We start from the raw sequence: 19,345 nt of genomic DNA, 5'->3' as shown, positions 1-19,345 counted from the left end.
AGTGAACATTACGCCTGATGGCCTGAGCTGAAACCGGGTTCGACGGCACGGTTTCGATCATTTTCGTCAACTCCGGCGACATCAGGCCGACCCCTGGGAGCTGCCAGGACGCGCTGGGTGGCGAGGAGTACGACGAGGGCCGCGAGGCCGCCGCCGCCCGCGACCGCGAAACTGGCTCCGGTTCCGCCGAGTTCGACCGCCGGGCCCGCGGCCGCGGTGCCGAGCGCGGTGCCGACGCCGAAGGCAGTCACGAGCCAGGAGAACGCCTCGGTGACCGTGCCGCGCGGCGCGTGCCGGTCGACGACGATGAACGCGCAGGCGATGGACGGCGCGAGGAAGAGGCCGGAGACCACGGTGAGGGCGGCCATCGCGGGGACGCCGGGCGCGAGGGCCAGCGGCAGATAGCCGACGGCCAGCAGGGCCACGAGGACCCGCAGGCGCTTCTCGGGCGCGCCGCTCCACTGGCGGGCGCCGTAGAGGAGTCCGCCGAGCAGAGCGCCAAGCCCGTTGGCGGCCATCAGCCAGCCGTAGATCTGGTCGCTGCCGTGGTCGTCGCCGTAGGCGGACGCGGCCACGATGATGGCGCCGAGCGCCAGGCCGACGAAGAAGAACGAGCCGAGCAGCGCGAGGAGCCCGGGCGAGCGCAGGGCGCCCAGCCAGTGCGCCTCGCGGGGGGCCGAACGCCAGGCCCTGGACGGTTCGGACAGGACGACGCTCAGTGCGCCGAGCACGCCGAGCGCGTTGATCAGGAGCAGCGCGGTGGCGGGCGACCAGAGCGCGATGGACACGGTGACGAGCAGCGGGCCGACCGTGAACATCACCTCCTGGGCTATCGCGTCCATGGCGTAGGCGGTGTGCACCTGCTCCTCGCGGCCCAGGACGCTGGGCCACAGGGCTCGCAGCCCGCCCTCCAGGGGCGGTGTGGCGAGCCCGGCCACGAGGACCGCCGCGTAGGCGAGGGCCGCCGGCTCGATGCCGACGACAGCGAGCAGCGCCATGCCGAGGGCGGACAGGACCGAGGCGGGGAGCATCACGCGCGGCTGCCCGTACAGGTCGACGGCCCGGCCGAGCAGCGGCTGGCCCACGGCCGTGGCCACCCCGTACACGGCGGTGAGACCGCCCGCGAGCGCGTAGCCGCCGCCCTGGGAGCGGACGAAGAAGACCACCGCGATCGCGGCGGTCGCGTTGGGCAGCCGGCCGGTGAGGGTCCCCGCGAGCAGCCGCGCGGCATGCCGGGTCCGAAGGATCTCCGCGTATCCCGCCGCCATGACCACTCCCTCAGTGTTACGTATAACGTCCGGCGTCATACGTACCATGTGGCGAGTCCGCGGGTCCACCCCGCGCCCGCCGACCAGCCGCCCTGGAGGACCTGTGACCAGCCCGGAGAGCCCGGAGTCCACGCCGGTCGCGGCCCGTACGGGAGTGCGCGCGGCCCGCGCCGCGATGTCCGGGCGGCCTGCCGGGTCCCGGCCCACCAGCCGGGACGTGGCGGGCGCGGCGGGTGTCTCGCAGGCCACCGTCTCGCTGGTCCTCGGCGACAAGTGGCGGGGGCGGGTCTCGGAGCGGACGGCGGAGCTGGTCCGCTCGGCCGCGCGGGAGCTGGGCTACCGGCCGAACCTGGCCGCGCGCAGCCTGCGCCTCGGCCGCACCCGCACGGCACTCCTGGTGGTGCCCGCCATGACCAGTGAGTTCTTCGCCCAGGTCTACGCGGGCGCGGCCCGGGTCGCGGCCGAGCACGGCTTCGGCGTGGTGCTCTACCCCTCCCCCGAGGGCATCGGCCCGGCCCGGGACCCCTTCGACTCCGCGCGCACCGCCCTCGACGGCGTGATCGCCTCCTCGATGGCGGCGGACGCGCTCGCCTCGATCCGCGGCAGCGACCTGCCGCTGGTGATGCTCGACAGCGACCCCGGGGACCCTGGGCCCGTCGCCCACGTCAACCTCGACATCGCGGACGGCGTACGGCGCCTGACGGAGCATCTGCTCGGGCTCGGCCACCGCCGCTTCGCGCACATCGCGGCCGACGTGGACTCCTGGACGTTCGTCGTGCGCGCCCGGGCGCTCCAGGACGCGCTCGCCGGGGTGCCGGACGCCCGGCTGGTCACGGCCCGGGCGGCGCTCGGCGTGGACTGGGGCCGACGGGCCGCGGAGCAGGTCCTGCGCGGCCCCGGTCCCCGGCCGACGGCGCTGGTGTGCGACGACGACTTCCTCGCGGCGGGCGCCTGCAAGGCCGCCCGCCGGCTCGGGCTGCGCGTCCCGGACGACGTGTCCGTCACGGGTTTCGACGGTCTCACCCTCGCCAACGCCCTGGAGCCGGAGCTGACCACGCTGGCGCTGCCCGCCGAGCAGGTCGGGGCGCGCGGCATGGCGGCGCTGCTCGCCGTCCTGGAGGGCCGGGAGCCCGACACCGGGGACCTGCCCGTCGCCCTGGCCGTGCGGGGATCAACGGCCGCGCCCCGGCCCGCCTGAGGCGGAACCGGGGCGCGTGCGCGACGGCGGGGACTACTCGTCCTCCGTCTCCTCCAGGTCGGACGGGGCCTCGGTGGGCTCGGTCTTGGCCACATCGGCCTGGAGCAGCCGGGAGAGCTGCCGGCCGACGATGCGCTTGAACTTCCGCTGCTGGGGCCGCGTCCGGTCCAGGACCGCGACCTCCAGGCGCTCGGCGGGGATCTCCCGGTCGGCGCCGTTGGCCTGGCTCGACAGGGCCTGCACGGCCAGCTTCAGCGCCTCGGCGAGCGACATGCCGTCCTGGTGGCGCTGGTCCAGGAAGGTGCTGATCTGCTCGGAGTTGCCGCCGACCGCGACCGAGCCGTGCTCGTCCACGATCGAGCCGTCGTGCGGCAGCCGGTAGATCTGGTCCTCTTCGGGGGTGCTGCCGACCTCGGCGACGACCAGCTCCACCTCGTACGGCTTCTCGCCGACGCTGGAGAAGATGGTGCCGAGGGTCTGGGCGTAGACGTTGGCCAGCCCACGGGCCGTCACGTCGTCGCGGTCGTAGGTGTATCCGCGCAGATCGGCGTAACGGACGCCGCCGATACGGAGGTTCTCGTACTCGTTGTACTTGCCGGCGGCCGCGAAGCCGATCCGGTCGTAGATCTCGCTGAACTTGTGCAGCGCGCGGGACGGGTTCTCACCGACGAACACGATGCCGTCGGCGTACTGGATCACGACCAGGCTGCGGCCGCGGGCGATGCCCTTGCGGGCGTACTCCGCACGGTCGGCCATGGCCTGCTGGGGTGAGACATAGAACGGGGTCGACACCGGCTAACCGTCCCTTTCTGTCAGTGGCGGGGTCATCTCGGGGCCTGCGGGGGCCTCAGAGGAGGGAGGCCCGGGGGCCGTCGGGCTGCTCCAGCCGCCGTGCCAGGACGGAGCGGGCGAGCTCGGAGGACTCCGCCTCGGTGAGCCTGCGGAACCCGTCCTCGGTGATGACGGTGACGATCGGGAAGATCCGGCGCGCCATGTCGGGGCCGCCGGTCGCCGAGTCGTCGTCGGCCGCGTCGTAGAGCGCCTGGATGACGAGGGTGGTCGTCTCCTGCTCCGTCAGGTCGTCGCGGTAGAGCTTCTTCATGGAGCCCCGGGCGAAGATGGAGCCGGAGCCGGTGGCGGCGAAGCCGTGCTCCTCGGAGCGGCCGCCGGTGACGTCGTAGGAGAAGATCCGGCCCTTGTCGCGGTCCACGTCGTAGCCCGCGAAGAGCGGGACCACGGCGAGGCCCTGCATGGCCATGCCGAGATTGCCGCGGATCATGGTGGAGAGCCGGTTGGCCTTGCCCTCCAGGGAGAGCGTGGCGCCTTCGACCTTCTCGAAGTGCTCCAGCTCCAGCTGGAAGAGCTTGACCATCTCGACGGCGAGACCGGCGGTGCCGGCGATGCCGACCGCCGAGTACTCGTCGGCCGGGAAGACCTTCTCGATGTCGCGCTGGGCGATCATGTTGCCCATCGTGGCCCGCCGGTCGCCGGCCAGGACGACCCCGCCGGGGAACGTCGCCGCGACGATCGTCGTGCCGTGCGGGGCTTCGAGCGCGCCCTGCACGGGCGGCAGGACGCGCTTGCCGGGCAGCATCTCCGGCGAGTGTTCGGACAGGAAGTCCATGAACGAGGAGGAGCCAGGCGTCAGGAAGGCAGCTGGTAGACGCCCCGTGCCACGAGTGTTGGCTTCCACGAGTTTCCTTCCAAGTAGGCGGCAGCCCGACGGACGGTGCCGGGGATCTCCCCCAACAGGCCGATGGCCGAATTGCAGTTGAAGCACAGTACGCCTGGGACCCTACCCGGCGTGTGGCAATGATCCACATGAACGGCCAGGCAGGACAGGCCAATTACGCGATGAGCCCCGTGGGGCCCGGGGGGAACGTGGTGGGAAGCCCGCGACCCCGGCCGGGCTTCCCACGACGCACCCCCATGTTCACATGCGTGAACTACTGTCCACCCTTTTGAACGAATGACCGCACGAAGTCCTCGGCGTTCTCCTCGAGCACATCGTCGATCTCGTCCAGGACGGAGTCCACGTCGTCGGAGAGCTTCTCCTGCCGCTCCTTGAGGTCCTCGGAAGCCTGCGCGTCCTGCGCCTGCTCCTCGACCTCCTCGGTGGAGCGCGTCGCCTTCTGCTGGCCGCCGCCGGTGTCCTTGGTCGCCATCTACCTCACCCCGCTCGGTTCGATGTCCTTGATCAGACCCTACAAGCAGGGTCTGACATCGGCCCCGCACTTGGTGGAACGTGCGGGGCCTACCTCTGTGTTTCCCACACCCGCGGTCTTTCAGCCGCCGGAGAGCACCCGCACCAGATCTTCGGCCGTGCGGCACCGGTCGAGCAGCGCCTTCACGTGATTACGCGTTCCGCGTAGGGGTTCCAGGGTTGGCACCCGCTGCAGCGAGTCACGGCCGGGCAGATCGAAGATCACCGAGTCCCAGGAGGCCGCCGCGACGTCGTCCGCGTACTGCTCCAGGCAGCGGCCGCGGAAGTACGCCCTGGTGTCCTCGGGGGGCTTCGTCTGCGCCCGCAGGACGCCGGGATCGTCCAGGAGCCGCTTCATCTTGCCGCGGGCCACCAGACGGTTGTACAGGCCCTTCTCGGGCCGTACGTCGGCGTACTGGAGGTCCACCAGGTGCAGCCGGGCCGCGTCCCAGTCCAGCCCGTCCCGGCGCCGGTAGCCCTCCATGAGCTCGCGCTTGGCGATCCAGTCGAGCTCGCCCGACAGGCTCATCGGGTCGTTCTCCAGGCGGTTCAGGACGTCCTCCCAGCGGACCAGGACGTCCTTGGTCTGCTCGTCGGCGTCCGCCCCGAACCGCTCCTCGACGTACTTGCGGGCCAGCTCGAAGTACTCCATCTGCAACTGGACGGCCGTCAGCGTGCGGCCACTGCGCAGCGTGACCAGATGCCGCAGGGTGGGGTCGTGCGAGACCTGGTGGAGGGTGCGGACCGGCTGGTCCACGGCCAGGTCGACGTTGATGAACCCTTCCTCGATCATGGAGAGGACCAGGGAGGTCGTGCCCAGCTTGAGGTAGGTCGAGATCTCCGACAGGTTCGCGTCGCCGATGATCACGTGCAGGCGGCGGTACTTCTCGGCGTCCGCGTGCGGCTCGTCACGGGTGTTGATGATCGGCCGCTTGAGGGTCGTCTCCAGGCCGACCTCGACCTCGAAGTAGTCGGCGCGCTGGCTGATCTGGAAGCCGTGCTCGTGGCCGTCCTGGCCGATGCCGACGCGTCCGGCGCCGGTGATGACCTGGCGCGACACGAAGAACGGCGTCAGGTGGCGCACGATGTCCGAGAACGCGGTCTCCCGCTTCATCAGGTAGTTCTCGTGGGTGCCGTAGGAGGCGCCCTTGTTGTCGGTGTTGTTCTTGTACAGGTGGATCGGCTGGGCGCCGGGCAGCTGGGCCGCGCGCTCGGCCGCCTCGGCCATGATGCGCTCGCCGGCCTTGTCCCACAGGACGGCGTCGCGCGGGTTGGTGACCTCGGGTGAGCTGTACTCGGGGTGTGCGTGGTCGACGTACAACCGGGCCCCGTTGGTCAGGATGACGTTGGCGAGGCCGATGTCCTCGTCGGTGAGCTGGCTTGAGTCGGCGGCCTCGCGGGCGAGGTCGAAGCCGCGGGCGTCCCGCAGCGGGTTCTCCTCCTCGAAGTCCCAGCGGGCGCGGCGCGCCCGGTGCATCGCCGCCGCGTAGGCGTTGACGATCTGGGACGAGGTGAGCATGGCATTGGCGTTGGGGTGGCCGGGGACGGAGATCCCGTACTCCGTCTCGATGCCCATTACTCGCCGTACGGTCATGCGGCCCTCCTTGCCCGGCGGCGCTCCCCCGCGGGAGCGGCGCTCAAGTACCGCTGGTTCTCCGGTGCGTGTGCGGTGCCCGTCCCCGCACTGCGCGACTCGGCGGTACCGAAGAGCCTAGAACGCCTTTGCGCTGGTGGGGAGATCAATTCCGTCATTGCTCTTGCTGTGCTCGTGGCCTGTTCATGGCCTGAAAAGCAGTCGGCTGCGGATGCCCGCCCGGGCACCCGCAGCCGGCCTGCCTTTTACAGGTACTGACCGGTGTTGGCCACCGTGTCGATGGAGCGTCCGGTGTCCGCGCCCTGCTTTCCGGTGACAAGGGTGCGGATGAATACGATCCGCTCGCCCTTCTTTCCGGAAATCCGGGCCCAGTCGTCCGGGTTGGTGGTGTTCGGCAGGTCCTCGTTCTCCTTGAACTCGTCCACGCAGGCCTGGAGGAGGTGGGAGATGCGAAGGCCCTTCTGGTTCTGGTCGAGGAAGGCCTTGATGGCCATCTTCTTGGCCCGGTCCACGATGTTCTGGATCATGGCGCCGGAGTTGAAGTCCTTGAAGTACAGGACTTCCTTGTCGCCGTTGGCGTACGTGACTTCCAGGAAGCGGTTCTCCTCGGACTCCGCGTACATCTGCTCCACCACGGACTGGATCATCGCGTGGGTGGTGCCCTCGGCGTCCCCGCCGTGCTCGGCGAGGTCGTCGGCGTGCAGCGGCAGCGACGACCTGAGGTACTTGGCGAAGATGTCCTTCGCCGCCTCCGCGTCCGGACGCTCGATCTTGATCTTCACATCGAGCCGGCCGGGCCGCAGGATCGCGGGGTCGATCATGTCCTCGCGGTTGGAGGCGCCGATGACGATGACGTTCTCAAGACCCTCCACGCCGTCGATCTCGGCGAGCAGCTGCGGGACGATGGTGTTCTCCACGTCCGAGCTGACACCGGATCCACGGGTGCGGAAGAGGGATTCCATCTCGTCGAAGAAGACGATGACGGGCGTGCCCTCGCTCGCCTTCTCCCGCGCACGCTGGAAGACGAGGCGGATGTGCCGCTCGGTCTCGCCGACGTACTTGTTGAGGAGCTCGGGGCCCTTGATGTTGAGGAAGTAGGACTTCCCCGCGGGCTGGCCGGTCACCTCGGCGACCTTCTTGGCGAGGGAGTTGGCGACCGCCTTCGCGATCAGCGTCTTGCCGCATCCGGGCGGGCCGTAGAGCAGGATGCCCTTCGGCGGCCGCAGTTCGTGCTCCTTGAAGAGGTCGGGGTAGAGGTAGGGGAGTTCGACCGCGTCGCGGATCAGCTCGATCTGGTTGCCCAGACCGCCGATCTTGTCGTAGTCGACGTCCGGAACCTCTTCGAGGACGAGTTCCTCGACCTCGCTCTTCGGCACCACTTCGTACACGTAGCCGGACCTGGGTTCCAGCAGGAGCGCATCGCCGGGGCGGATGGTGATGTCCAGGAGCGGCTCGGCGAGCCTCACCACCCGTTCCTCGTCGGTGTGCCCGATCACCAGGGCGCGCTCGCCGTCCTCGAGGATCTCCTTGAGGGTGACGATGTCCCCGGCGCGCTCGAACTCCATGGCCTCGACCACGTTGAGCGCTTCGTTGAGCATGACTTCCTGGCCGCGCCGCAGTTCGTCGGGTTCGACGCTGGGGCTGACGTTCACCCGGAGCTTGCGGCCCCCGGTGAAGATGTCGACGGTGCCGTCCTCGTTGGACTGCAGGAAGACGCCGAAGCCGGCCGGCGGCTGCGCGAGCCGGTCGACCTCCTCCTTGAGGGCCACGATCTGGTCGCGGGCCTCGCGGAGCGTGTTGGCGAGCCGCTCGTTCTGTGCGGACACGCCCGCCAGGCTGGTCTGCAGCTCGACGATCCGCTCTTCGAGAATCCTCGTATGACGCGGAGAGTCGGCGAGCTTGCGTCGCAGGACGGCGATTTCCTGCTCTAGATAGGCAACCTGGCCGGCTGGGTCCTCAGACCCCCGCCCGGGCCGGATGCCGCGGTTGATGTCGTCGTCGTGGGCTGCCACGGTCCTCACCTCCTCCAAGGGGAGCTGGACGCTTCCTGACCCTACCTGGGCTGGTGGTGATTGAAACCCCTAGATCACAAAGACTCTGAGGTGTGTCTGATCTTCACCCTTGCGCTCTCCCTCACGCCAGGGGAATACCCACCCATCAACATCGGAAAGCGGGCGGTTGTTATCGTCGATGGGTCAACACCCGTCAGGGCTGGCATCGATTGATTCACTCGCGCAGGAACGGCAGGCACATGAACGAGGCTCTCGAAGTCTGGATCGACCAGGACCTGTGCACCGGCGACGGCATCTGCGTCCAGTACGCCCCCGAAGTCTTCGAGCTGGACATCGACGGGCTTGCGTATGTGAAGAGTTCCGAGGACGAGTTGCTCCAGTCGCCCGGGGCCACCACACCCGTCCCGCTGCCGCTGCTCCAGGACGTCGTGGACTCCGCGAAGGAGTGCCCGGGTGACTGCATTCACGTACGTCGGGTTTCGGACAGCGTCGAGGTGTACGGCCCCGACGCGCAGTGAGCGGAAGGTGACGGGGCGCTGTCCGGCGCCGGCTCAGACGCCCATCGGGGCGGCGCCGGACGAGCGGACGAACTTCCCGCCCTGCCAGCGCCACTTGACCTCCTGGCGCACGTCCGGCGCGTAGCGCGGGACGTCGTCGGACGAGTAGCCGAGCAGGGTCGCCGCCACGGCGCCGCTCCGCACGGCGACCTCGGTGACGGTCTGCTTCTCCTTCGGGTCCACCAGCGTCGCCACCACGCGCGGCGGTGCTCCCTCGGTCACCGGCCGCGTCAGGACGTAGACGCCGCTGGGCGGGGTGCCGCCGCCGGCCTTGCAGTGCACGACCGCCACCGTCTCCGGGACTCCGTCGCCGTCGAGGTCGCCGGTGGCACGCTTCTCCACCACCGAGCCCATCGGCCCGCACCGCAGGGGGAACGCGACCGCGCCCGGATCGGGGGCCGCGGCCGTCGTGACAGGGGCGCCGCCGCGCTCGCCGGGGCTCTGCGTGGCCTTGGCCGCGTCCGGTTGCAGGAAGCCCGCGAGCGCGACCACCGCGGCCATCGCGGTCGCCGTGGCGATCCAGTGCACGGGGCGGGCGTGGGTGTGCGCGAGCTCAGGGACGGCGGCAGTCAGCACGCGGGAGGTCTCCTGTGAAGGGCGGTGCGAGTGGGGGTGGCCAGCATCGTGCCACACGTCACAGGTGGGCGGAATACCGGGGCAACAGGCTCAACGTAAAGGCGCCGCCGCCGAGTTCCCGGGTCGGTCCGGGAACTCGGCGGCGGCGCCGGTTCGTTGTACGGGGCCCAGCTTCGGGGACTGGTCAGTCCTTGTTGGGGCCCTCGTAGTCGTCGCCGTACGCGCCCTTGGCGGGGCGACGGCGGCGCATCGGGGGTTCCACGCCGTCCGCGAGGCGGCGGGCGGTCACCAGGAAGCCGGTGTGGCCGATCATCCGGTGGTCCGGGCGCACGGCCAGGCCCTCGACGTGCCAGTTGCGGATCATCGACTCCCAGGGCTGCGGCTCGGCGAAGCAGCCGATCTCCCGGATGGACTCGACGGTGCGCGAGAGCTGGGTGGTGGTGGCCACGTAGCAGCACAGGATGCCGCCGGGGACGAGCGCCTTGGAGACGGCGTCCAGGCACTCCCAGGGGGCGAGCATGTCCAGGATCACGCGGTCCACGTCGGTGTCCGACAGGTTGTCCTGGAGGTCGCCGACGGTGAGCTGCCAGGCGGGGTGCGGTCCGCCGAAGTAGCGCTCCACGTTCTGCGTGGCGATCTCGGCGAAGTCCTCGCGGCGCTCGTAGGAGTGCAGCATCCCGTGGTCGCCGATGGCGCGCAGCAGGAAGGCGCTCAGCGAGCCCGAGCCGACCCCCGCCTCGACGACGCGGGCGCCGGCGAAGATGTCGGCGAAGGCCAGGATCTGCCCCGCGTCCTTGGGGTAGACCACGGCGGCGCCGCGGGGCATGGACAGGACGAAGTCGGGGAGCAGGGGGCGCAGCGCGAGGTAGGCGACGTTTCCCGTGGTACGGACAACACTGCCCTCGGGAGCACCGATCAGCTCGTCGTGCGGGAAGGAACCCTTGTGGGTGTGGAAATTCTTCCCGGCTTCGAGCGTGAAGGTGTAGTGGCGTCCCTTGGGGTCGGTGAGCTGGACCTGGTCCCCGACCTTGAAGGGCCCGCGACGGCGGGCGGCACCGGTCGGTTCGGACATACGACCAGAGTACCGGCCGTACGAGGCCGCGAACGCCACGGCGGCCGCGCTCCGGTGGCAAGGCCGGTGGGCGGCGGGCCGCCGGACGCCGTCAGGCGCCGGGCCGTGCCATGGCCGCGACGAACGCCCTCTCCACGTCGGCCGCGGACAGCACTCCGTAGATCTCCCCGGTCTCCTCGACGACCAGGTACTCGGTCGCGGGGGTGGCCCGGAGGAGGTCGAGGAGCGGCTCGCCGGCGAGTTCGGCCGGCACCCGCATGCCGTCGGTGAGGTCCTGGGCGAGGCCGCTGACGGCGACCCAGGGGCGGCGGTGTTCGGGGACGCCGACGATGGCCGCCTCGCGGACCAGGGCGGTCGGGTCGCCGTGCCCGTCGACGACGACCAGGGCGCGGGCGCCGGCCTCGTTGGCGCGGCGCAGCGCCTCGGAGAGCGGGGTGGTGGACTCGACGGGGACGGCGCGCCGGGTGAGGGTTCGGGCACGCAGCTCGGGAAGGTGCTCGCGCAGCCGGGCCATGCGCAGGCTGTTGCCCGCGCCGGTCCAGATGATCGCGGCGAGGATGGCGGCGAGCAGCGCGTCGGTGACGGTGTCCATGCCGCTGACCTCGTCGGGCGAGTTCCCGAGCACGCCGGTCTGGGTCAGCATCGGCAGGCCGATGAGGACGGTGACGGCGAGGGCGCGGCCGACCCAGGCGGCGGCCACGGTGCCGCTCATGGGCTTGCCGGTGATCTTCCAGACGACGGCGCGGAGCATGCGGCCGCCGTCGAGCGGGAGGCCGGGCAGCAGGTTGAAGCCGGCGACGATGAGGTTGGAGATCATCAGGCCGGCCAGCAGGACGCCGGGCACGGTGCCCGGTTCGACGGCCTTCATGCCCAGGTAGAAGACGCCGGACAGGACCAGGGAGAGCAGCGGGCCGACGAAGGCCAGGACGAATTCGCGGCCCGGCGTCTCGGTCTCCTTCTCGATCTCGGAGACGCCGCCGAAGAACTGGAGCTGGATGCGGCGCACCGGCAGTCTGAAGCGGAGGGCCGCCACCGTGTGGGCGAGTTCGTGGACCAGGACGGAGGCGTAGAAGGCCACCGCGAAGAAGAGGGACACGAGGTAGCGGGCGGCACCGAGTTCGGGCAGCACCCGGTCCAGCTGGCCGCCGAAGACCCAGGTGATCAGGGCGGCGACCAGGAACCAGCTGGGGGCGACATAGACGGGCACTCCGAAGGGGCGGCCCATCAGGAGCCCGCCGCCGGGGCCGGGCCGGGGCTGCTTCCCGTTGCCGCCACCGGCGGCGGGGGTGTCGCCCTCCGCGCCGGACCGCGGCCGCCCGCGCTTGCCGCTCTCGCCGCTGTCTTCCACGGGTTCCCTTCGTCGGTACGATGCCTGCTCCGGGGAATGTGCCCCCGGTGCCCCGGCCGGACTCTCCTCGTCCGCCGAATGTTCGCTGCATGGCGCGATGTCACGATCATGCAGGGTGAGGGCGCCTGTCGTCGATGGTATTCCGCTCGCTGTCAGTGGCGGGTCGTAGGGTCTGTGTCATGAGTACGAGCACCGGTGGGGCCGCGGCCGCACAACAGCCGACGTCGCTGTCGCCGTCGCGGGCGAACGACTTCATGCAGTGCCCTCTGCTGTACCGGTTCCGGGTGATCGACAGACTGCCGGAGAAGCCGAGCGAGGCGGCCACGCGCGGCACCCTGGTGCACGCGGTCCTGGAGCGGCTCTTCGACGACCCGGCCGTCGAGCGCACCGCGCCGCGCGCCAAGTCGATGATCCCGGGGCAGTGGGACCGGCTGCTCGAGTCGAAGCCGGAGCTGACCGAGCTGTTCGCCGAGGACACCGAGGGCGAGCGGCTCGCCCGGTGGCTGGGCGAGGCCGAGCGGCTGGTGGAGCGCTGGTTCTCGCTGGAGGATCCGACACGGCTGGAGCCGGTGGAGCGGGAGTTCTTCGTCGAGACGGAGCTGGCGTCGGGGCTGCGGCTGCGCGGGGTGATCGACCGGGTCGACGTGGCACCCACCGGCGAGGTGCGGATCGTCGACTACAAGACGGGCAAGGCCCCGCGGCCGGAATACGCCGAGAGCGCGCTGTTCCAGATGAAGTTCTACGCCCTGGTCGTGTGGCGGCTGAAGCAGGTCGTGCCGCGCAGGCTCCAGCTGGTGTACCTGGGCAGCGGCGACGTGCTGACGTACGACCCGGTCGAGGCGGACCTGGTGCAGGTGGAGCGGAAGCTGCTCGCGCTGTGGGAGGCGATCCGGCTCGCCACCGAGACGGGCGACTGGCGGCCACGGCCCACGAAGCTGTGCGGCTGGTGCGACCATCAGGCGGTCTGTCCCGAATTCGGCGGGACTCCCCCGGTATACCCGCTGTCCATCACCCCGGCCCCGGAGTCGGCAGGCTGAGTCCCGGTGGTGACCGACGGCCGGGGGCGCTCCCACGGCGGCGGCCGCCCCGGCCCGCGCCCGGCCGCACCCACCACCGGTGAGCAGGGCAGAATGGGCCCGGTCCAGCAATCCTGATGAGGAGTACCCGTGGCGATCCGCGTCCTACTGGTCGACGACCAGCCGCTGCTGCGCACCGGTTTCCGGATGATCCTGGAGGCCGAGCAGGACATCGCGGTGGTCGGCGAGGCCGGTGACGGTCTCCAGGCCCTCGATCAGGTGCGGGCGCTCCAGCCCGACGTGGTCCTGATGGACATCCGGATGCCCCGGATGGACGGGGTCGAGGCGACCCGGCAGATCAGCGGGCCGGGCAAGGACGGCCCGGCGAAGGTGCTCGTCCTGACCACCTTCGACCTCGACGAGTACGTGGTGGAGGCGCTCAAGGCGGGGGCCAGCGGCTTCCTTCTGAAGGACGCGCCCGCCCATGAGCTGGTCCAGGCGATCCGGGTGGTCGCGGCCGGCGAGGCGATGCTGGCGCCGTCGATCACGCGCCGCCTCCTCGACAAGTACGCCGACCACCTGCCGTCCGGCGAGGAGCCCGTCCCGGACACGCTGCACACGCTGACCGACCGCGAGGTCGAGGTCCTGAAGCTGGTGGCGCGCGGTCTTTCCAACGCGGAGATCGCGGCGGATCTGTTCGTCAGCGAGACGACGGTCAAGACGCACGTGGGGCACGTGCTGACGAAGCTCGGGCTGCGCGACCGGGTGCAGGCGGCGGTGTACGCGTACGAGAGCGGGCTGGTCCGGCCGGGCGCCCAGTAGGGCGGGGTGGCTCCCTGAGGCACCGGGGGCTCCGTTCCTCGACCCGGGCTCCTCAAGGGCCGGAGGGGCTTCGTCTGTGCGTCCAGTGCGTGCCGTGCGTGGCTGGTCGCGCAGTTCTCCGCGTCCCGGGTGGGGCCGACGGCACCCGCCCTCGCGGCCACGCGGCAGAGCCGCACATGATCACAGCCCGTGCCCCTGGCGGGGCCGGTGTCGACTCGGCCGGCCGCCAGGGGTCACTCGGCTCAGCCCTTCTTGATCTCCCAGAAACGGAAGACCGTGGACGCGTCCAGGGTCCACTCCAGGCCGGTGATGCCGGTCCGCGCGACCGCGTACTGCTTGCCCTGCCACAGCGGCAGGACCGGGAGTTCGTCGGCCACGATGTCCTGGAGCCTGCCGAAGTCGGCCTCGGTGGCCGAGCGGTCGGCGGTGGCCGAGGTCGCCGGCAGGATCTCGTCGGTGATCTGCTTGTTCGTGTAGCTGTTGGACAGCACGTTGCCCTTGCCGAAGAACGGCAGGGTGAAGTTGTCCGGGTCCGGGTAGTCCGGCACCCAGCCCTTCACGTAGACGCCGTACTTCCCGGCCTCGATGTCCTTCTCGTACTGCTTGAACTCGACCGACTTCACGTCCGCGTCGAACAGTCCGCTCGCGTTGAGCTGGCCCGCGAGGGCCTTCAACTCGTCGTCGGTGGACGGGCCGTAGCGGCTGGGGGTGGACCACAGCGTCAGCTTCACCTTGCCGGTGATGCCCGCCGAGTGCAGCGCCGCCTTCGCCTTGGCGGGCTGGGGGGTGCCGCCGTACTGGTCGAACAGGGCGGTGCTGTGGGCGGTGATGCCGCTCGGTATGACCGAGTACAGCGGGCTCGCGGTGGACGAGTAGACGTCGCGCACCAGGGCCTCGCGGTCGACGAGATAGGCGATGGCCTTGCGCACCCCGATCTTGCCCGCGACCGGGTCCTTCATGTTGAAGACCAGGTCCTGGACCTCGGCGCTGGTGCCCTCGATGACGTCGACGCCCTTCTTCCCGGCGGTTGCCGAACTCTGCAGGGCCGCGGTGTCCTTCGCGGTGAGGCCTCGGTAGGCGAGGTCGATGTCGCCCTTGTTCAGGGCGGCGGCCAGGCCCTTCTGGTCGCCCTGGAAGAGCTTGAGGGTCAGGCCGGAGTTCTTGGCCTTGACCGTGCCCTCGTAGGAGGAGTTGACCGAGAAGACGGCCTGCTTCTCACCGAAGGAGTCCAGCTTGTAGACGCCGGAGCCGATCGCCTTGCCGTCGGTGCGGAGCTTGTCGGCCGGGTACTCCGCGTGGTCGACGATCGAGCCCGCACCGGAGGCGATCTTGCTGGGGAAGGTGGCGTCCGGGACCTTGAGGTGGAAGACGACCGTCTTCGGGTCCGGGGTGTCGACCTTGCCCAGGGTGGCGAGCATCGGCGCCGGACCATTGGGGTCGTTGATCTTCAGCACGCGCTCGAAGGAGTACTTGACGTCCTGCGAGGTGAGCTTGTCGCCGTTGCTGAAGGTGAGGCCCGGCCGCAGCGTGCAGCGGTAGACGGTGGAGCCGCCCTTGTCGAAGCCGCACGCCTCGGCGGCCTCGGGCTGCGGCGTCGAGCTTCCCTTGGGGAAGCTGAGCAGGGACTGGAAGACGTTGTTGAACAGCAGCCACGAGCCCGGGTCGTAGCCGGAGGCGGGGTCGGTGGCCAGGATGTCGTCGGACATCCCCATGACCACCGAACCGCCGCCGGACGCGGCGCCGCCGCTCTGCTGGGTACCGCAGCCGCTCAGGAGACCGGCCGCGACGCCCGCCGCGAGAGGGGCCGTCAGCCATCGGTTCCGGATGTTCACGTGCACGTGCCTCACAGTCCTGCTTACGGAATTACTGGCCGGCACGGAAGTGATCGCGGCCGGGTCGTGCGTTACTTCTTGCCTCGCGCCAGCTCCCAGAGCTGGAGGTCGGACGAGGAGTTGATGGCCCACTCGGTGCCGGTGATGTCGCTGCGGGCGGCGACGTACTGCTTGCCCTGCCACAGCGGGATGACCGGGACGTCGTTGGCGACGATGTCCTGGATCTGCTCGAACGACTTGGCCGCCTGGTTGCGGTCGGCCGCCACGCGCGAGGCCGGGATCAGCTGGTCGCGGATGTCACCGTTGGCGTACGGGGTGTTGAGGAAGTTGTCCTTGCCGAAGAACGGCGCGACGAAGTTGTCCGGGTCCGGGAAGTCGGGGAACCAGCCGAGGCCGTAGACCGCGTACTCGCCCTTCTTCTGGGCCGGGCGGAACTTCGACCACTCGGTGCCCTGGACGGTGGTGTTGAACAGGCCGGTCGCGTTCAGCTGCGCCGACAGGTTCTTGAACTCGTCCTCGGTGATCGAACCGTAGTGGTCCTTGGTGTAGTTGAGGGTGAGCTTGACGGGCGTCTGGACGTTCGCGCTCTTCAGGATGGACTGCGCCTTGGCCTTGCTGGCCTCGCCGTACTTGTTGAAGAACGAGTTGGTGTGCCCGGCGATCGAGGTCGGGATCAGCGAGTACAGCGGCTCGGCCGTCTGCCCGTACACCTTGCTCACCAGCGAACCGCGGTCGATGGACTGGGCCAGCGCCTGGCGCACGGCCTTGTTCTTCACCGACGGGTCGTCCGTGTTGAAGCCCAGGTAGCGGATCTCCAGACCCGGCATCTCGACGAGGTTGACGTCCTTGCTGGGGCTGACTTGCATCTGCTGGATCTGCCCCGGCGTCATGGCGCGGGTCATCATGTCGATCTCGCCCTTGGCCAGGGCGGTGCCCATGGCCTCGGCGGTCGGGAAGGAGCGCAGCTCCACCTTGTCGTTGGCAAGCTTCACGTCACCCTTGTAGTTCGGGTTCTTGGTGAAGGTGAACTTGACCGCCTGCTCGCCCTTGGTCTCGGCCGTCATCTTGTACGGACCGGAGCCGTCCATCTCGAAGCCGTCGCGCAGCTTCTTCGGCTGGTACTTGTCCTTCTGCACGATGCCCGCGGCGGGAGTGGCGAGCTTGTACGGGAAGGTGGCGTCCGGCGTCTTCAGGTGGAAGACGATCTCGGCGTCGCCCTTGGTCTCCATGGTGTCGATGTTGTCGAGGAGACCGGAGGGGCCGTTGTCGTCCTTGATGGCGAGCACGCGCTGGATGGAGTACTTGACGTCCTCCGCGGTCACCTTGGTGCCGTCGGAGAACTCGAGGCCGCTGCGCAGCGTGCAGCGGTAGCTCTCGTTCTCCTTGTCGGTGAAGTTGCAGGAGGAGGCCGCGTCGGGGACGGGCAGGCCGCCGCCGCGCGGAACGCGGACCAGCGACTGCGTGGTCTGCCGCATCACGTTCCAGATGCCCGTCTCATAGGCATGTGCCGGATCGAAGGGGGCAGGGGCGTCCTTGGTCGCCACGAACTGGTCCGTGGTGCCCACGACGATGGTCTTGCCGCCGTCTCCTCCGCTCTCCGATCCGCCGCAGGCGGCGAGTACGGGAGCGAGCAGGCCCACTACGGCCGGCAGCACCAAAGTCTTGCGGTTCATCCTGGACGATCTCCCTTGTCCGGCACTTTGGGGTACAGCTGTGTACGGGACACTCCACCGCGTCCGCCCGTTCGGGGCGGGGCGATCGGGCCGGGTATGTGCGATCGGACCTGCGCTCCCGTTCGCTGGGTGGGCGGCGGGGCAGATGAGGGTGCGGCGAAGTTCTCGGATGAGATTAGTGCGCGCCGTGCGAAAAGCTGGAACTGGCTCTGGTGCACCGGGAATCAAACCGTCCGCCTCAATACCGGCGTACCGATATCGGGGTACCGGAATGATTCGTACACCGGATCACCAAACGGGACACAAGGGTGCCCTCAAGGGGTCCGCAGGGGCCCTGAGGAGCTCCTGTCGACCCCCTGTCGGGTGACGAACGTCACCACCGGGCCCCCTTTGACAGGGTGTGAATTCGCTGTGCGGGGGGTCACGGAAAATGAACGCGCGGCTGCGATGAGTTTCCTTCGCATTCAACGGCCCACGCTCGGTGCCCGAGTCAGTTCACCGGCGTGATCAGGGTGCGCAGAAAGGCCAGGTCGACCTGTTCGAGGGAGTCGACCACAACCCGGCCCTCGGCCTCCGCGATGGGCGCCACGGACGGCACCGCGACCACGCGGCAGCCCGCCGCCTCGGCCGCCGCGACGCCGGTCGCGGTGTCCTCCACGACCGCGCACCGGCCGGGCTCCGCGCCCAGCCCGCGGGCCGCGAGCAGGTACGGGTCGGGGTGCGGCTTGGTGCGGGCCACCTCGTCGCCCGCGACGGTCAGCGCGAAGTTGGCCGGGCCGAGCGAGCGTACGACCTTGTCGATGATGCGGCGGTGCGAGGCGGAGACCAGGGCGGTGGGAATGTTGTGGGTGGCGAGCTCGCGGAGCAGCCGGGCGGCCCCGGGCATCAGCGGCACGCCACGGGTGATCCGCTCCTCGAAGCGCTCGTTGAGCAGTACGGTCAGCTCGGCCAGGGTGATGGCGGCGCCGGTCGCCTCGATGAGGAAGCCCGCGCTGCGCGTCATCGGACCGCCGACGACCACGTCCCGCCACGAGTCCTCCAGCGTGTGCCCGAGGTCCGCGAAGACCTCCCGCTCGGCGTCCCACCAGAAGCCCTCGGTGTCGACCAGGGTGCCGTCCATGTCGAGGAGGACGGCCTGGAGGGCGGAGCGGTCGACCGTGGGCGCCTGCCCCGCTCGAACGGGGCCGAGGGTCTGGGGCTGGGTGACGGCTGCGGGGACCGTACTGGTCATCGGCACACCTCCTGGAGGGACGAGAAGGCCGGTCGCTCTTCCCAGCTGGGAAGAGCGACCGGCCTCTACTGGGCGACCAGTGTACGTCCGGCCCGCTGGACGCGCGTTGAGTTTTCCGCCGCGCGAGGTCAGCGGGCGTTGAAGTACTTGGCCTCGGGGTGGTGGATGACGATGGCGTCGGTGGACTGCTCGGGGTGGAGCTGGAACTCCTCGGAGAGGTGCACGCCGATCCGCTCCGGTTCGAGCAGCTCGGCGATCTTCGCCCGGTCCTCCAGGTCGGGGCAGGCGCCGTAGCCGAGCGAGAAACGCGCGCCGCGGTACTTCAGCGCGAACATGTCCTCGACGTCGGAGGGGTCCTCACCGGCGAAGCCGAGCTCGGAGCGGACCCGGGCGTGCCAGTACTCGGCGAGCGCTTCGGCCAACTGGACGGACAGGCCGTGCAGTTCGAGGTAGTCGCGGTAGGAGTTGGCCTCGAAGAGCTCGGCCGTGGCCTCACCGATCTTCGAGCCGACGGTGACCACCTGGAGGCCGACCACGTCCACCTCGCCGGAGTCCTCCGGGCGGAAGAAGTCCGCCAGGCACAGCCGGCGCCCGCGATGCTGGCGCGGGAAGGTGAACCGGGTGCGCTCCGAGCCGTCCTCGCCGAGGATGATCAAGTCGTCGCCCTTGGAGACACAGGGGAAGTAGCCGTGCACGACGGCCGCTTCCAGCAGGTTGCGGGTGTGCAGCCGCTCCAGCCAGCCGCGCAGCCGCGGCCTGCCCTCGGTCTCGACGAGCTCCTCATAGCTCGGGCCGCCCGCGCGGGCCTGCTTCAGCCCCCACTGGCCTTTGAAGAGGGCGTCTTCGTCGAGCCAGGTGGCGTATTCCTTGAGGCCGATGCCCTTGATGACGCGGGTGCCCCAGAAGGGTGGGGTCGGGATCGGGTTGTCGGTGGCCACGTCGG

Annotated in this window: 17 protein-coding genes and 1 pseudogene; 4 read left to right on the top strand and 14 right to left on the bottom strand. The window is 69.9% G+C overall.

What is annotated here, in order from left to right:
* Positions 1 to 8: 8 nt before the first annotated feature.
* Positions 9 to 1,268, bottom strand: coding sequence for an MFS transporter (locus tag DT019_RS18280; RefSeq protein WP_114037919.1), 1,260 nt, complete (start codon positions 1,266 to 1,268; stop codon positions 9 to 11).
* Between the two features lie 175 nt (positions 1,269 to 1,443).
* Between DT019_RS18280 and DT019_RS18275 the strand changes: the two genes are divergently transcribed.
* Positions 1,444 to 2,466, top strand: coding sequence for a LacI family DNA-binding transcriptional regulator (locus DT019_RS18275; RefSeq protein WP_114038137.1), 1,023 nt, complete (start codon positions 1,444 to 1,446; stop codon positions 2,464 to 2,466).
* 33 nt (positions 2,467 to 2,499) lie between these two features.
* Here DT019_RS18275 and prcA read toward each other — a convergent pair whose 3' ends face one another.
* The 6 genes and pseudogenes from prcA to arc all read right to left on the bottom strand — a co-directional run bounded on the left by prcA (position 2,500) and on the right by arc (position 8,275).
* The gene (prcA, locus tag DT019_RS18270; RefSeq protein ID WP_114037918.1) at positions 2,500 to 3,258 is read right to left on the bottom strand and encodes a proteasome subunit alpha; all 759 of its coding nucleotides are present in this window, start codon (positions 3,256 to 3,258) and stop codon (positions 2,500 to 2,502) included.
* Between the two features lie 55 nt (positions 3,259 to 3,313).
* Positions 3,314 to 4,159 (bottom strand): proteasome subunit beta, encoded by an 846-nt coding sequence (gene prcB, locus DT019_RS18265; protein ID WP_114037917.1) that lies wholly within the window; start codon positions 4,157 to 4,159, stop codon positions 3,314 to 3,316.
* A pseudogene (locus DT019_RS18260) lies at positions 4,111 to 4,314 on the bottom strand (endonuclease domain-containing protein); the annotation flags it as partial. The gene prcB and the pseudogene DT019_RS18260, both read right to left, overlap by 49 nt.
* 98 nt (positions 4,315 to 4,412) lie before the next feature.
* Positions 4,413 to 4,631 (bottom strand): ubiquitin-like protein Pup, encoded by a 219-nt coding sequence (locus DT019_RS18255; RefSeq protein WP_016325855.1) that lies wholly within the window; start codon positions 4,629 to 4,631, stop codon positions 4,413 to 4,415.
* Positions 4,632 to 4,751: 120 nt separating this feature from the next.
* Positions 4,752 to 6,263, bottom strand: coding sequence for a depupylase/deamidase Dop (gene dop, locus DT019_RS18250; RefSeq protein ID WP_114037916.1), 1,512 nt, complete (start codon positions 6,261 to 6,263; stop codon positions 4,752 to 4,754).
* Positions 6,264 to 6,508: 245 nt separating this feature from the next.
* The gene (gene arc / locus DT019_RS18245) at positions 6,509 to 8,275 is read right to left on the bottom strand and encodes a proteasome ATPase (protein WP_114037915.1); all 1,767 of its coding nucleotides are present in this window, start codon (positions 8,273 to 8,275) and stop codon (positions 6,509 to 6,511) included.
* Between the two features lie 239 nt (positions 8,276 to 8,514).
* On the opposite strand from arc, the gene DT019_RS18240 reads away from it, so the two are divergent.
* Complete coding sequence (locus tag DT019_RS18240; protein WP_114038136.1) at positions 8,515 to 8,793, top strand: ferredoxin; 279 nt, start codon at positions 8,515 to 8,517, stop codon at positions 8,791 to 8,793.
* 33 nt (positions 8,794 to 8,826) lie between these two features.
* Here DT019_RS18240 and DT019_RS18235 read toward each other — a convergent pair whose 3' ends face one another.
* From DT019_RS18235 to DT019_RS18225, 3 genes are all read right to left on the bottom strand, one after another.
* Positions 8,827 to 9,408, bottom strand: coding sequence for a hypothetical protein (locus DT019_RS18235; protein WP_114037914.1), 582 nt, complete (start codon positions 9,406 to 9,408; stop codon positions 8,827 to 8,829).
* A gap of 184 nt (positions 9,409 to 9,592) precedes the next feature.
* Positions 9,593 to 10,480, bottom strand: a complete 888-nt coding sequence (locus tag DT019_RS18230) for a tRNA (adenine-N1)-methyltransferase (RefSeq protein WP_053723500.1) — start codon at positions 10,478 to 10,480, stop codon at positions 9,593 to 9,595.
* Between the two features lie 91 nt (positions 10,481 to 10,571).
* Positions 10,572 to 11,828 carry a site-2 protease family protein gene (locus DT019_RS18225; protein ID WP_114037913.1) on the bottom strand — a complete coding sequence of 419 codons (1,257 nt, stop codon included), beginning with the start codon at positions 11,826 to 11,828 and terminating at the stop codon, positions 10,572 to 10,574.
* 179 nt (positions 11,829 to 12,007) lie between these two features.
* On the opposite strand from DT019_RS18225, the gene DT019_RS18220 reads away from it, so the two are divergent.
* Positions 12,008 to 12,865, top strand: coding sequence for a RecB family exonuclease (locus DT019_RS18220; RefSeq protein ID WP_223279653.1), 858 nt, complete (start codon positions 12,008 to 12,010; stop codon positions 12,863 to 12,865).
* 129 nt (positions 12,866 to 12,994) lie between these two features.
* Positions 12,995 to 13,666 carry a response regulator gene (locus tag DT019_RS18215; RefSeq protein WP_100577075.1) on the top strand — a complete coding sequence of 224 codons (672 nt, stop codon included), beginning with the start codon at positions 12,995 to 12,997 and terminating at the stop codon, positions 13,664 to 13,666.
* A 242-nt stretch (positions 13,667 to 13,908) separates the two neighbouring features.
* Here the strand turns inward: DT019_RS18215 and DT019_RS18210 are convergent, their stop codons facing one another.
* The 4 genes from DT019_RS18210 to DT019_RS18195 all read right to left on the bottom strand — a co-directional run.
* Positions 13,909 to 15,498, bottom strand: coding sequence for an ABC transporter substrate-binding protein (locus DT019_RS18210; protein ID WP_114038135.1), 1,590 nt, complete (start codon positions 15,496 to 15,498; stop codon positions 13,909 to 13,911).
* A gap of 71 nt (positions 15,499 to 15,569) precedes the next feature.
* Positions 15,570 to 17,171 carry an ABC transporter substrate-binding protein gene (locus DT019_RS18205; RefSeq protein ID WP_114037911.1) on the bottom strand — a complete coding sequence of 534 codons (1,602 nt, stop codon included), beginning with the start codon at positions 17,169 to 17,171 and terminating at the stop codon, positions 15,570 to 15,572.
* A gap of 490 nt (positions 17,172 to 17,661) precedes the next feature.
* The gene (locus DT019_RS18200) at positions 17,662 to 18,402 is read right to left on the bottom strand and encodes an HAD family hydrolase (RefSeq protein WP_114037910.1); all 741 of its coding nucleotides are present in this window, start codon (positions 18,400 to 18,402) and stop codon (positions 17,662 to 17,664) included.
* Between the two features lie 128 nt (positions 18,403 to 18,530).
* Positions 18,531 to 19,345 (bottom strand): vitamin B12 dependent-methionine synthase activation domain-containing protein (locus DT019_RS18195; RefSeq protein WP_317617776.1); only part of this gene is annotated, 815 nt, incomplete at its 5' end.

Origin of the sequence: Streptomyces sp. SDr-06, assembly GCF_003324565.1 — a bacterium.
Lineage (GTDB): Bacteria > Actinomycetota > Actinomycetes > Streptomycetales > Streptomycetaceae > Streptomyces.
The sequence above is the reverse complement of the archived record's forward strand: the minus strand, read 5'-3'. Positions and strand labels throughout refer to the sequence as shown.